Source organism: Rhodococcus gannanensis (assembly GCF_042681175.1).
In the GTDB taxonomy this organism is placed as follows: domain Bacteria; phylum Actinomycetota; class Actinomycetes; order Mycobacteriales; family Mycobacteriaceae; genus Rhodococcus_G; species Rhodococcus_G gannanensis.
In genome coordinates this window covers 331519-343605 of the sequence record NZ_JBHUFB010000009.1, presented here as the reverse complement: position 1 = coordinate 343605, position 12087 = coordinate 331519, and the positions used below count along the sequence as shown (strand labels likewise).

The 12087-nt window shown below is 69.0% G+C and carries 13 protein-coding genes; 6 read left to right on the top strand and 7 right to left on the bottom strand.

Annotation, left to right across the window (positions count from 1 at the left end):
- Position 1 precedes the first annotated feature (1 nt).
- Positions 2-742 (top strand): SDR family oxidoreductase, encoded by a 741-nt coding sequence (locus ACFSJG_RS08355; RefSeq protein WP_378484740.1) that lies wholly within the window; start codon positions 2-4, stop codon positions 740-742.
- Between the two features lie 64 nt (positions 743-806).
- Here ACFSJG_RS08355 and ACFSJG_RS08350 read toward each other — a convergent pair whose 3' ends face one another.
- From ACFSJG_RS08350 to ACFSJG_RS08325, 6 genes are all read right to left on the bottom strand, one after another.
- Entirely contained in the window at positions 807-2399 is a 1593-nt protein-coding gene (locus tag ACFSJG_RS08350; RefSeq protein WP_378484739.1) for an ABC-F family ATP-binding cassette domain-containing protein, read from the bottom strand.
- Positions 2400-2708: 309 nt separating this feature from the next.
- Entirely contained in the window at positions 2709-3494 is a 786-nt protein-coding gene (locus tag ACFSJG_RS08345; protein ID WP_378484738.1) for an IclR family transcriptional regulator, read from the bottom strand.
- A gap of 88 nt (positions 3495-3582) precedes the next feature.
- A complete protein-coding gene (locus ACFSJG_RS08340) occupies positions 3583-4293 on the bottom strand; it encodes a TMEM165/GDT1 family protein (RefSeq protein ID WP_378484737.1) in 711 nt (236 codons plus the stop codon).
- A gap of 268 nt (positions 4294-4561) precedes the next feature.
- Complete coding sequence (locus tag ACFSJG_RS08335) at positions 4562-5089, bottom strand: peptidase (RefSeq protein ID WP_378484736.1); 528 nt, start codon at positions 5087-5089, stop codon at positions 4562-4564.
- A gap of 120 nt (positions 5090-5209) precedes the next feature.
- Complete coding sequence (locus ACFSJG_RS08330; protein ID WP_378484735.1) at positions 5210-6046, bottom strand: SMP-30/gluconolactonase/LRE family protein; 837 nt, start codon at positions 6044-6046, stop codon at positions 5210-5212.
- A gap of 122 nt (positions 6047-6168) precedes the next feature.
- Positions 6169-6792: a superoxide dismutase gene (locus ACFSJG_RS08325; protein WP_378484734.1), complete on the bottom strand. Its 624-nt coding sequence runs from the start codon at positions 6790-6792 to the stop codon at positions 6169-6171.
- Between the two features lie 175 nt (positions 6793-6967).
- Here ACFSJG_RS08325 and ACFSJG_RS08320 point away from each other — a divergent pair, with 175 nt between their 5' ends.
- Both ACFSJG_RS08320 and ACFSJG_RS08315 read left to right on the top strand, forming a co-directional pair.
- Positions 6968-8104, top strand: a complete 1137-nt coding sequence (locus ACFSJG_RS08320) for an acyltransferase family protein (protein WP_378484733.1) — start codon at positions 6968-6970, stop codon at positions 8102-8104.
- Positions 8105-8214: 110 nt separating this feature from the next.
- Complete coding sequence (locus ACFSJG_RS08315; RefSeq protein ID WP_378484732.1) at positions 8215-8811, top strand: Rv1733c family protein; 597 nt, start codon at positions 8215-8217, stop codon at positions 8809-8811.
- Between the two features lie 66 nt (positions 8812-8877).
- Here the strand turns inward: ACFSJG_RS08315 and ACFSJG_RS08310 are convergent, their stop codons facing one another.
- On the bottom strand, positions 8878-9807 hold the full coding sequence (locus ACFSJG_RS08310) for an LLM class F420-dependent oxidoreductase (protein WP_378484731.1): 930 nt from the start codon (positions 9805-9807) through the stop codon (positions 8878-8880).
- A 254-nt stretch (positions 9808-10061) separates the two neighbouring features.
- Between ACFSJG_RS08310 and ACFSJG_RS08305 the strand changes: the two genes are divergently transcribed.
- The 3 genes from ACFSJG_RS08305 (at position 10062) to ACFSJG_RS08295 (ending at position 12064) form a co-directional block, all read left to right on the top strand.
- Positions 10062-10406, top strand: coding sequence for a rhodanese-like domain-containing protein (locus ACFSJG_RS08305; protein WP_378484730.1), 345 nt, complete (start codon positions 10062-10064; stop codon positions 10404-10406).
- Positions 10407-10496: 90 nt separating this feature from the next.
- Positions 10497-11309: a DUF4328 domain-containing protein gene (locus ACFSJG_RS08300; protein ID WP_378484729.1), complete on the top strand. Its 813-nt coding sequence runs from the start codon at positions 10497-10499 to the stop codon at positions 11307-11309.
- Positions 11306-12064: a glycerophosphodiester phosphodiesterase gene (locus tag ACFSJG_RS08295; RefSeq protein WP_378484728.1), complete on the top strand. Its 759-nt coding sequence runs from the start codon at positions 11306-11308 to the stop codon at positions 12062-12064. Before ACFSJG_RS08300 ends, ACFSJG_RS08295 begins: the two co-directional genes overlap by 4 nt.
- Positions 12065-12087 lie beyond the last annotated feature (23 nt).

Below are 12087 nucleotides of genomic sequence, written 5' to 3'. Positions count from 1 at the left end.
AGTGAATGCACGCGTCATCGTCGTCACCGGCGCCGGGTCGGGGTTGGGCCGCGCCATGGCCACCGCGCTGCTCGAGGCCGGACACCACGTCGTGCTGACCGGGCGCAGCCGTGCGCCACTACGGGACACCGCGAGTGGGCACGAGCAGGCCGTGGTGATCCCCTCCGACGTGTCGTCCGCCCCGTCGGTCCGCGCACTGTTCGAGCAGATCGGTGAGGTGTTCGGACGGATCGACGTCCTGGTCAACAACGCAGGCACGTTCGGACCGTCCGGCAGCGTCGACGAGATCGAACCGGAGGACTGGGAGCGGACGGTCGCGGCGAACCTCACCGGGACCTTCCTCTGTGCCCGGGAGGCCGTACGGATGATGAAGGCGCAGTCGCCCCGAGGCGGCCGGATCGTCAACAACGGCTCCCTGTCGGCGCACACGCCGAGGCCCGCCAGCGTCGCGTACACCGCCACCAAGCACGGCGTGACCGGCCTGACGAAGTCGATCTCGCTCGACGGACGCGATCACGACATCTGCTGCACCCAGATCGACATCGGCAACGCCGCCACCGCGATGACCGCGGGTGTGGGGACCTCGGCGCGGCAGGCCGACGGAACCCACCGCGCCGAGCCGACTTTCGACGCCCGGTACGTGGCCGATGCCGTGGTGCATCTCGTCGGCCTGCCACTCGACGTGACAGTGCCATCGCTGACCATCATGGCGAACAGGATGCCGTTCGTCGGCCGAGGCTGACATCGGGCGTGCCTCCCGATCCCCGTTCGGCACACGGACGGGGATCGAGAGACACGCCCCGCTCTCAGAGCGTGTCCGGTGCTCCCTGGCGGAGTCGGCCCGTCCCGTCGAGTTCCAGGACGGCGTCCACCCCGATCCTGCGCAGGAACTCATGGTCGTGGCTGACGACGAGGACGGCACCGCGATACCCGTCGAGGGCTTCGCCGAGCTGCTCGACCGACGCGATGTCGAGGTTGTTGGTCGGCTCGTCGAGAATCAGCAGCTGATGCGGTGGGTCCGCCAGGAGCAGCTTCGCCAGGCAGACCCGGAACCGCTCTCCACCCGACAGCGTTCGGACGGGACGGTCGACGCTCGCGCCGCGGAGGAGGAGACGCGCCAGCTGGTTGCGGATCTCTGCGACAGGCATCGAATTCGCCACTGACTGCACGTTCTCCACTGCCGTAGCTGACTCGTCGAGTCCGTCCAGCCGCTGCGGCAGATAGCCGACCCGGTCGGTGAGCAGAGTCGCGTCCGGTGCGCTGCGCGAGATCAACCCGTCCAGCAGCGTCGACTTGCCGCTGCCGTTCGGCCCGACGAGCGCGACGCGCTCCGGCCCCTGGACGACGAATACGCGTTCACCACTGCGGAATTCGGCGATCCTCCGGCCGCGAGGGACGCCTGGATCAGGCAGGACCAGGTGGATGTGCTCGTCGGCGCGCACCCGCGCCGACGCGGCGTCGACCGCGGCCTGGGCCGCTTCGACCTTGGTGTCGAGCACCCCGCGCAAGGCGCCGGCGGAGGCCTGTGCCCGACTGGCGCGGTTGCCCGCGAGGATCTTCGGGATCCCGCCGTCCTTCTGCGTCTTGCGGGCAGTCCGATCACGACGGGCGAGTGTGGTCTCGGCCTCGATGCGCTGGCGCTTCTCGACCTTCAGCGCCTGTTCGGCCGAACGGGCTGCCGCGGTGGCCGCGGCCTGCTCCTGCTCGCGGTGTTCGCGCCACGCGCTGTATGGGCCGCCGAACACCTCGAGGCCTCCGGCGTACAGCTCCGCCGTGCTGTCCATGCGTTCGAGCAGCTCGAGATCGTGGCTGACCACGATCAAGGTTCCCGGCCAGGCATCCAGGAACTCGCCGAGGGCCGCCCGCGCCGCCCGATCGAGGTTGTTCGTAGGCTCGTCGAGGATCGTGATGGGTGTGCGCCGGATGCGCAGGCCGGTGACGGCGATCAGCATCGCCTCGCCCCCGGACAGCGCGGCGACCGGGCGGTGCAGATCCGAGGCGGAGAACCCGATGTCGTGCAGTGCCTCGTCGGCGCGGGCCTCGATGTCCCAGTTGTCGCCGAGGGTGTCGAAGTGCCGTTCGTCGATTTCCCCGGCCTCGATCGCGTGCAGCGCGGCGAGTATGCGGTCGATCCCGAGAAGTTCCGCGACGGTCGTCGCCTTCGCCAGCGTGAGGGTCTGGGGGAGGTATCCGACCTCCCCGACGGTGTCGATGCGACCGCCGGTGGGAAGCAGTTGCCCCGCCACCAGCCGCAGCAGAGTGGACTTGCCCGCGCCGTTGCGGCCGACCAGGCCGGTCCGGCCGCCCGTGAAGCTACCGCTGACGTGGTCTAGTGCGACTGTGCCGTCCGGCCATTCGAAGGTGAGGTCGTGCAGGGTGATGACAGAAGTTGTGGACATGCCTGTTCTCCTGGGTGCGCTCGCGATGAGCGCGGTGAAGGTGTGGAGGACAACCGAGCACGGACTGCGCGAACCTCGACGCCCGGGGAGTCGAGTGCGATGCGGCCTGTGGTCGGCACGGAGTGAACGTGCGGCGGGTCGTGTCCACGAAAGGGTCACGTGCGGAGAAGCGCAGCGTGACACGACGAGATCAGGGGACGCGGGCAGCCGCGTCGAACCCGATAGGGACAGCCACCGGCAGTTCGGTGGCTAGATTCTGTCGACCTCGATCTCCACGGCAGGCAGTCTAGCAACGAGGGCCGGGCGACCTCACCGGCGCTGCAGCACCGGCCGCACGACGGACTGCGCCCGCGACAGGTCCCCGGAGATCGACACCGCGGTTGTCCGGACCGCGGCGTCGATGCGGGTCAGGTTGATCCGGCCGGCCATGCCCGAGATCGAGACCGATCCGAGAACGGTGCCGTCGGGCCCGAAGATCGGTGCCGCCGCGCCGACGATGCCGCGGATCGCCTCCTGACGGTCGAAGGCGACGCCCCGGCGGCGAACCCGGTCGAGTTCACGGTCGAGCTCGGCAGGATCGGTGATCGTGTTGTCGGTGAACGCCTTCAGGGCCTCCGGCCGGGCGGAGTCCGGGTGGGCCGAATGCGCGAGGATCGCCTTGCCCGAACAACTTGCGTGGGCAGGCCAGCGTCCGCCGATCTGCTGCGGCAGCCGCGGCCCGTCGTCGCCCCGGAACACATCGAGGTACACGACTTCGAACCCGTCCAGCACGCAGAGTCCGACGTTGTGCCCGGTGGCCTCCCGCAGGGCCGACAGGTGCCGGCGCGCCGCCTCGCGCAGATTTCGCTGTCGCGGGACCGATTCGCCGATTTCGAAGAGCAGCAGTCCGAGACGGAAATCCTTGCCGTCCCGTTCAAGCAGTCCGACCCGCACGAGATCGTCCAGCATCCGGTGCACTGTCGTCTTCGCCATTCCGGTGCGACGCACCAGTGCTGCGGCGCTGAGAACACCCGGGCTGTCCCGGAACGTCTTCAGGATCTCGGTGGTGCGGCCGATCGCGGAGATCTCCCCTTCGGCCCGATGAACGGGACTCATGCTGCCATTCTGTCCAACCACGATCCGCCAGTCGAGGGAGACCGGCGTGAACGCGTGTACAGACGCCAGGGACCGTGGTGGGGGTCAGCTAGCGCGGGTCGCTCTCCATCGACTGGGTTGCACTCTCCTGGGGCTGCACGCCACTCATCCGCGCTGGGCGCTTGACGATGCCGACGACGACGGCGACCGCGAGGACCGCCGCCGCGGCGATCGGGCCGGCCGGCGTGCCCGGGAAGAGGCTGTCGAGGAGCAGCAGCACGCCGAACACCAGGAACAGGGTCGCTGCCGCGAGCTGGATGAACCGTTCCGGCAGATGCTTGCCGAGGACGGCGCCGACCACGATTGCGAGGGCGTCGGCCGCGACCATGCCGACCGTCGACCCGATCCACACCCCGACCCAGTCGTTGTCGGTGGCGAGGGTGATGGTGGCGAGCATCGTCTTGTCGCCGAGTTCGGCGAGGAAGAACGCCGACATCACGGCGAGGAACGCGGAGGCGCCGACCCGGCCCGCCTTGTTCTGCTCGTCGTCGGAGAGGCTGTCGCCGCGCAGCGTCCACGCCGCGAATCCGATGAACGCGAGGCCACCGACGATGCCGATGGCCTGGGTCGGCAGTGCGGCGCCGAGCGAGTGTCCGACCGCGACCGACACCAGGTGCACGACGGTGGTCGCGGCGGTGATGCCGCCGACGACGACCCACCAGCGGTACCGCAGGGCGAAGGTCATCGCCATGAGCTGGGACTTGTCGCCGAGTTCGGCGACGAAGATGACGCCGAAGCTCAGCAGCAGGGCGGCAAGCACGATTCACATCCTCCGTTCTCGATTCGGAGGAAGTCGGGAAAATTAACTCCTCCGGCCGCCGAACGCGGGGTGGTCGACGACCGAAGGTCTCGCCCACCGGTTCCTTCAACGGGACTCGGTTCGCGCAGCCGGGCCGGATTCGGCCAGTATGTCGACTGCGCGATTGCGGGCTACTCCCCTTCGCTAACCGAAGAGTACCCAGGGATGGCTAAATCGCCAAGTGTTGCAACAAGTTTGGGAACCCGAACTTTGAGATTCCGACGACCTGTCACGCGGCGAGCAGCATCGCCAAAATTGCGGTGTCGGGATCACTGTTCGGATCGAGGCTGACCCGGCTGACCATCGAGGTGACGGTGCCGTCCGCCTCCGTCTCCACCCACGCCGCCCGATGATCGAGGCCCAGATACGGCAGTCCCGGCAGCAGTAGGCACCCCGATGCCGCGCCCGTGCACTCCGGCAGGGACGGCACCGTCTCCGACGGCGGGTGCAGCATCATCAGGGCCGGTGGCTGACGGTCTGCGAAACAGCCTGGGCTGACCGCGGATTCGCCGATCACCGGGCCTTCCGCCAGGACGAGTCCGACGGTGCCCGGCTCCGGATCGTCCGGAAGGTCCTCGTGGGCACCGAAAACCGTTGACGTGGAGAGTAATCCCGGGATGGACGCGACCCGGACCGCGAGGACCAGCAGCTGTGCCCACTCCTTGGTGGTGTCCGGCCAGCGGCCCGAGATGACGAACCCTCGCAGCGCTCCGGCGGCATGGAAGGGCGAGACCCCGATGAAATCGTTCGTGCTCACAATTCCGCCTCCTGCCCATCGTCGCGTGGACCGGCGACGCTGCCGGCAGATACCTCAAGGATGCGCCCAAAACGGCTGGCAGACAACTCGGGTCGAGTGCCAGCGTGGCGCGGTGTCGTACTACCCGAGGGCTCGGATTCCGCGGGCCGGTACCCCGACGCGCAGGCGCAGCACGGCGCCCACCAAGTCCTCCGCAGCCTCCTCGGGCGTCCGGAGTGTGCACACGAACAGGTCGCGTCCGTCGTCGCCGCCCAGGGCCAGCGAATGCGGGCCCGGCACCGGCCAGCGGTCCGCGACCGCGCCCGACGAGTCGAATCGCAGCACCTCGTCGGTCGTGACCGAGGCCACCAGGATCCCGTCCTCCGCGTCGATCGCCAGACCCTCCGGGCGCGCCGACTCGTCGAACTCCGCGAACACCCGCTGCTGTTCGAGGCTGCCGTCGGGGGCGATCGTGAACGCCGTCAGCCGCGGCGGTGCCGACCGGCTCTCCGCCACGGTCAGTGTCACCCCGTCGGCGCCGACGACGATGCCGCCCGCGCACGTCAGCGAGCCGGCGACGTCGTGGACGGTTCCGTCGGGTTCGACCATCGCGAGGTCCGCAGTCGACGCGTCGTCGCCGCGGCTACCCACGTAGGCACGGCCGGAGGCATCCACGTGGACGTCTGCGAGGGGGCGTGTCGCTACACCGTCGAGGTCGGCGTGGACGACCAGGCTGCCGTCGTGTTCGCGCCGGATCAGCAGGTGGTCGTGGCTGGAGGCGATCAGCAACCGCCCGTCGGGAAGAAAGCCCAGGCCCGCGGGCAGTCCGACGACGTCGGCCACGGTGTTGAGGGTGCCGTCCGCAGGATCGAGCGCCAGCACGGTCCCCGCAGCGTGGTCGGAAAACCAGAATCGGCCGTCGTGCCAGCACGCGCCCACCGGGTAGGCGAGCCCGTCGACGACTGTGTCCACCGTCACGGTCACCACCTCACGATACGACCGCGGACCTGTTCCGAGACAGCCCCCGGCAGGTAAAAGTCCTGGAAACGCAGATCGCCGCACCCGAGGCGGGTGCGGCGATCGGTGCCGTGAGTGATGCGTCAGGCGATGAGGCCGGCGGTCGCAGTGCGGGCCTTCTCGAAGCGCGCGGCGACGTCCGCCCAGTTCACGATGTTCCAGAAAGCCTTGACGTAGTCGGCCTTGACGTTCTGGTAGTCGAGGTAGAAGGCGTGCTCCCACATGTCGAGCAGCAGCAGCGGGACCAGGCCGAGGGAGATGTTGCCCTGCTGGTCGTACAGCTGGACGATGATCAGCTTCTGGCCGATGGAGTCCCAGGCCAGGATTGACCAGCCGGAGCCCTGGATGGCGTTGGCGTTCGCCGAGAAGTGGCTGCGGAACGCGTCGAAGCTGCCGAACTGGTCGTCGATTGCGGCGGCCAGCTCGCCTTCCGGCTTGTCGCCGCCGTCCGGGGACAGGTTGTTCCAGAAGACGGTGTGGTTGGTGTGGCCACCGAGGTGGAACGCGAGGTTCTTCTCGTGCAGGTTCACCACGGGGGCGAGGGTGTCCGCCTCGCGCAGCTCGGCGAGCTTCTCGAGGGCGGTGTTCGCGCCGGTGACGTATGCGGCGTGGTGCTTGTCGTGATGCAGCTCCATGATCTTGCCGGAGATGTGCGGCTCGAGGGCTGCGTAGTCGTAGGGCAGTTCAGGCAGCGTGTAGACAGACACTTCGGTCCCTTCCTTACGGGCGTGGGTGACGCCCGGCGTGTACCTTCTTCGATCCTGGCTCGGGCTCTAACCCAAGCTCATTGGTACACCCTCCGCAATATTTGCGATCAGGCGCCTGGTCGACGAGGCGGCGGGGAATTCGTACAGAGGGTGAACGAAACCTTAAGCTTGCGTGATGCCCGAGCCGACCGCAGCCCCGCCCCAGGGGACGCGACTCCGATTCGAGGGCGCGAATCTCCTGCGGACGCTCGCCGTCCTGGCGGTGCTCTACTCGCACATCTCGTACTACCTGATCGACGACCTCGGCACCGGCTGGTGGCTGATAGACGTCGTCTACGAAACCCTGGTCGACGGGGTCAAGCTCAATCAGCACCTGTCGTTCCTCGGCGTCGCCGTGTTCATGATGCTCACCGGTCTGCTGCTGACTGCCTCCGCCGCCCGCACTGCCCCGAGCCGCTTCCTCGTCAACCGGATCGGTCGCCTGCTGCCCGCGCTGTGGGTTGCGGTGGCGGTGGCGATCCTGCTGGTCGCGCTGGGTATCAACGGCATGTTCAGCGGTCAGGACGGCATCACCGCCGGACAGTCGGCGCTCAGCTTCGTCCTCGGCGGGTTCTTCCTCAAACCCGAGGTCGCGGTCCTCGGCGTCACCTGGACGCTGGTCGTCCAGATCGTCTTCTACCTCTACAGCGTCGCGACGCGCCCGCTGCTGCGCCGCGTACCGGTCGCGGTGCCGATCCTCGGCGCGCTGCTGTGCATCGCCGTCCTGCTCTACAACGTGTACGTGCCGCAGCCGTACTCGGTGCCCATGCTCACGAAGGTCGCCGCGACCCTGCCTGCCGTCTTCCTCGGCCAGGTCATCTACATGGCATGGACGTCCATGGCGAGCTGGCGCTGGCTCGCCGTCGCCGCGCTCGCCCAGGCCGAGGTCGTGCTCCTCGCCACCGACATCCGCGCCTACTGGGCCGGCGACCGCTACCTGTGGACGATCGCCGTCGTGGCCGCCGCGATCCTGCTCCTCGCCCGCTACGACGGCGCGATCACACGCCTGTCCGTGATCCGCTGGACCGGAACCCGCAGCTACGCCATCTACCTGCTGCACACCCTGATCCTGTACCGGGCCTACGACTGGACCGTCGACACGCTCGGCAAGACCGGTGCCGTCGTGGTCTTCCTCGCCGCGACCGCTGTCGCCGCCGAAGTGCTCTACAAGGTGGTCGAGGTGCCCGCCGGGCGATGGATCGGGACGCTGGCGTCGCGTGTGGGCAACCCGAAACCGGTCGTTCGCGACACATCCGACGTCACCGGGAGCTGACGGTCGCGAGTGACCCATACCACAAGTGGGTGAAGCTGCTTGATCTTGGTCGCGTGCAGGTCGACTCTGGAAGAAGGGTCTGATGGACACGTGACCAGGAGGGGGTTCACATGTGGCGGGAGACGTGCGGCTACGCGGCACTGACGCGGCGGTCGCTGCGCCTCGGGCACGACCCACTGCGTCGCCGCCCGGACAGGCTGGAAGGACTGTTCGCCCTCGGACTGCTGATCCTGCTCGTCGTCATGGTTCCCGTTGCCGTGTGGCTCGGCAACGCCGCGGGTGACCAGCAGTCGGCGCTCGCCGAGCAGCAGGCCCGCGACCACCGACAGGTCACCGCCACCACCGTCGAGGACGCCACGAGCCGGTCCGTCGCCTCCGACGCCGTACCGGTCAGCATCGACACCGCCCCGGCGAAGTGGGTCGTCGACGACCGGACCCACCGCGACGACGTGCCCGTCGACCCCGGCGCAACGGCCGGCACCGAGGTGACCATCTGGGTCGACGCCGACGGAAACCTCGCCTCCGCGCCCGTCACCGCGACGGCCGCTGCCACCGCCGGAGTGATGGTCGGCCTGTTCACCTGGACGTCGACTGCACTCGTCGGCGCCACCGGTTTCCTCGCCGCCCGGGCGATGCTCGACCGTCGCAGGCGGCGGCAGTGGAGCGCGGACATCCGCGCGTTTCTCGGGTCCGCGACCTCGCACTGATTCCCGAATGGCCCATCCGGTCGTGTGAGGCGACCGGATGGGCCATTCGGGAGAGCGCTCGGGTGGTCAGCCGAGCTGAGGCAGCACCTCGGACGCGACGAGTTCGAGGTGGTCGAGATCGTCCAGGTCGAGGGTCTGGAGGTAGATCCGGCTCGAACCCAGCTCGCCGTAGCGGCCGATCTTGTCGACCAGTTCGGCGGGTGAACCGGCGAGACCGTTCGTGCGCAGCTCGTCGACCTCGCGTCCGATGGCCGCGGCGCGGCGGGCGACCTCGGCGTCGTCGCGTCCACAGCACAGCACCAGCGCGTTCGAGTAGACGAGTTCGCCCGGATCGCGGTCGATCGCGCGGCACGCGCCGCGGACCCGCTCGAAGGCGGTGGTCGTGTCGTCGAGCGATCCGAACGGCACGTTGAACTCGTCGGCGTAGCGGGCGGCCAACGCGGGCGTGCGCTTGCGACCGTTGCCGCCGATCAGGATCGGCGGACCGGCGTGCTGATGCGGCTTCGGCAGCGCTGGGGAGTCCACCACGCGATGGTGCGCGCCGTCGTAGGAGAACTTGTCGCCGATGGGGGTTTCCCACATGCCGGTGATGACGGCGAGGGATTCCTCGAAGCGGTCGAAACGCTCTTTCAACGACGGGAACGGAATGCCGTAGGCGAGGTGCTCCTCCTCGTACCAGCCCGCGCCGAGACCGAAGTCGACGCGGCCACCGCTCATCGCGTCGACCTGCGCGACGGTGACGGCGAGCGGTCCGGGATGGCGGAACGTCGCGGACGTGACGAGGGTGCCGAGTCGGATCGTCGACGTCTCGCGGGCGATTCCGGCGAGGGTGATCCACGCGTCCGTCGGCCCGGGCAGGCCGTCGGAGTTCATGGCGAGGTAGTGGTCGGAGCGGAAGAACGCCCCGTAGCCGAGCTGCTCGGCGGTCTGCGCGACGCGCAGCAGTTGCTCGTAGGTTGCGCCCTGTTGGGGTTCGGTGAAGATACGCAGTTCCATGGCGTCAACTCTGCCCGATGGCCGTGAGTGGCGCCGCACACGGCGGGGTGTGCGTGGTCTGTGGACAACCCTGTGGAGATTGTGGAGAACCCGGTGGAAAAGTTCTGTCCCTGTTCACGAATTCGGCCCGGACGATGCCGAACTGCCTGTGGAAAACCTGCCCACATCGACGCACAGCCTGTGCAATTCCAGGCTGGGGACCGATCCGTGAACTCGATCTGCCGGGCATGTGGGGATCGTGACAGTATCGAGGTGTGAGCTTTGCCGACGTTCCCACGGTTCCTGTGGAGGAGGTGCCCGCGTCGCCGTACACGGACGCCGTCCTCCTCGACGTCCGCGAGTCCGACGAATGGGCGAACGGCCACGCACCCGACGCCGTTCACATCCCCATGAGCGACGTTCCCGCGCGGATCGACGAGATCGACATCGATGCCGTCGTCTACGTCGTCTGCCGGTCCGGTGGCCGTTCGATGAACGTCGTCCCGTATCTGAACCAGAACGGATTCGAGGCGTTCAACGTCGCCGGGGGCATGGTGGCGTGGCAGAAGTCCGGTCGTCCCCTGGTTGCGGACGACGGCCGGGCGGCGAAGATCTTCTAGATGAGCGTCCAGGTCTGCGTTCGATGCGCCAGCCGCTGGCCCGTCACCGGTGCACCCGCCAGGTGGTGCCCGGGCTGTCGCGGCGCGCTGATGTCCCCGATCCGGCCGGGCAAGGTCGAGCCGCGCGCGGGCCGCAACTTCCGCTGGGTGGCCCGCCGACCCGGTGGGGTACCCACTCCGGCCGCGCCGCGACCGCCAGTCGACGACCGCACACCCGCCTACCGTGAGACGCCGCGCTGGGGCCTGAGCGATCCGCGGCCCGCCGCCGACGTGCTGCCGCAGACCCGAACCGAGCGTCTCGCCGAGCTCGCTCCGACCCTGCTCGGAGCGACGATCGTGCTGTTCGGACTGGCCGCCTTCGCCGAACTCCTCCGATACGGGCTGCTGCTGTACAACCGCAACGCACTCGTCTCGCCGACGGTGCTCGCGGTGTCCGACGCGCTGGTCTTCACGATGGGCGTGCTCGCGCCGCTGGTCGCGTTCGCGGCGGCGTCCGCGTCGGTCGCGTGGCTGCTCGGTGCACGCCGAAACGCGTGGCAGCGCGTCGGCCGAGAGGATCCGCGCTCCGCCGCGGCGGTCGCGTTCGGATGCCTGGTCCCCGTCGTCAACCTCGTGTGGCCCGGGGTGTTCCTCAGCGAGCTCGCCACTGCGGACCACCGGATCAGGTCACTCGTTCGGGTGTGGTGGGTGACGTGGGCGGCGAGCGGCGTGATGCTGGTGGTGAGCCTGGTGTGGCGGTCGCAGGATTCCCTGCAGGCCCGCGCCAACGGTGTCCTGTTCGCCGTTCTGATGAATCTGGTCGCCGCGGCGGCGGCGGCACTGACCCTGATGCTGACGCGGCGCGTCGGCGGTCTCGACCTCGGTGGGCGACCGCGGTCGCACACCCGGTGGGTGGTCGCGTGAGTCCGGATCGCAGGGGCCCGCTGGTCGTGGCTCATCGCGGGGCGTCCGCCGCGCTCCCCGAGCACACCCTCGCCGCCTACGAACTGGCGCTCGAGGAGGGCGCTGACGGCCTCGAGTGCGACGTCCGGCTCACCCGGGACGGGCACCTCGTGTGCGTCCACGACCGCACCGTCGACCGCACGTCCACCGGGTCCGGCGTGGTCAGCGAGATGACCCTCGGGAACCTGTCGGAGCTGGCGTTCGGCGGCAACGGCGAGCCGGTGCTCACTCTGTCCGAGCTGATCACCCTCGTCCTCGATCACACGTCACGGCCGACGAAACTGTTCATCGAGACCAAGCACCCCGTCCGGTTCGGTGGCCTCGTCGAGAGCAAGGTTCTCGCCGAGCTGGCCCGGTTCGGGCTGGCCGCGCCCCCGTCCGCGACCCACTCCCGCGCGGTCGTCATGTCGTTCTCCGCCGCCGCGGTGTGGCGGATCCGGCGGTCCGCGCCGCTGCTCCCGACGGTCCTGTTGGGCGAGTCGTCGCGGTACCTCGGCGGAGGCGCCGCGACCACGGTCGGTGCGACCGCCGTCGGCCCGTCGATCAAGTCGTTGCGGGAGCATCCGGAGATCGTCGACCGCGCCGCTGCCGCCGGGCGGGCCACCTACTGCTGGACCGTCGACGACCGCAGTGACGTCGAGCTGTGCCGCGACCTCGGTGTCGGATGGATCGCGACCAACCACCCCGGTCGCACACGGGAGTGGCTGGGCCGCTGAGCACTGCCTCGCGGCCGGGTCAT